This is a genomic window from Azospirillum doebereinerae, assembly GCF_003989665.1.
Classification (GTDB): Bacteria; Pseudomonadota; Alphaproteobacteria; order Azospirillales; family Azospirillaceae; genus Azospirillum; species Azospirillum doebereinerae.
Genome location: NZ_RZIJ01000075.1, coordinates 1 through 1,067 on the forward strand (window position 1 = coordinate 1; position 1,067 = coordinate 1,067).

Below are 1,067 nucleotides of genomic sequence, written 5' to 3' on the forward strand. Positions count from 1 at the left end.
TGACGCTGACGCCGCCGGCCGAGTTCAGCGGCAGCCTCGGGCTGACCGTGACGGCGACGGCGTCGGTGAACGGCACGCAGGCCAGCCACAGCGAGGCGTTGACGGTCAACGTGGCGGCGGTGGCCGACGCGCCGGTGCTCAGCGTGGCGGCGGCCTCGGGCAGTGAGGATCAGGCCATCGCGTTGACGATCAGCAGTGCGCTGGTGTCCCCGGCGGCGGGCGAGGTGCTCAGCGTGGTGATCGCCGGGGTGCCGGCGGGAGCGGTGCTGTCGGCGGGCAGCGACAACGGCGACGGGACCTGGACGCTGAGCGTGACCGACCTGTCGGGCTTGACGCTGACGCCGCCGGCCGAGTTCAGCGGCAGCCTCGGGCTGACCGTGACGGCGACGGCGTCGGTGAACGGCACGCAGGCCAGCCACAGCGAGGCGCTGACGGTCAGCGTGGCGGCGGTGGCCGACGCGCCCAGCCTGACTGTGGCGGCGGCCTCGGGCAGTGAGGATCAGGCCATCGCGTTGAGCATCAGCAGCGCGCTGGTGTCCCCGGCGGCGGGCGAGGTGCTCGGCGTGGTGATCGCCGGGGTGCCGGCGGGGGCGGTGCTGTCGGCGGGCCGCGACAACGGCGACGGGACCTGGACGCTGAGCGTGACCGACCTGTCGGGCTTGACGCTGACGCCGCCGGCCGAGTTCAGCGGCAGCCTCGGGCTGACCGTGACGGCGACGGCGTCGGTGAACGGCACGCAGGCCAGCCACAGCGAGGCGCTGACGGTCAACGTGGCGGCGGTGGCCGACGCGCCCAGCCTGACTGTGGCGGCGGCGAGCGGTGTGGAAGACCAAGCCATCGCGTTGACGATCAGCAGCGCGCTGGTGTCCCCGGCGGCGGGCGAGGTGCTCGGCGTGGTGATCGCCGGGGTGCCGGCGGGAGCGGTGCTGTCGGCGGGCAGCGACAACGGCGACGGGACCTGGACGCTGAGCGTGACCGACCTGTCGGGCTTGACGCTGACGCCGCCGGCCGAGTTCAGCGGCAGCCTCGGGCTGACCGTGACGGCGACGGCGTCGGTGAACGGCACG

1 protein-coding gene is annotated in these 1,067 nt (G+C 74.2%); it reads left to right on the forward strand.

What is annotated here, in order from left to right; translation table 11 throughout:
- Positions 1-1,067: Ig-like domain-containing protein (locus tag EJ913_RS32035; protein WP_211099090.1), on the forward strand; the 1,067-nt coding region annotated here is incomplete at both ends.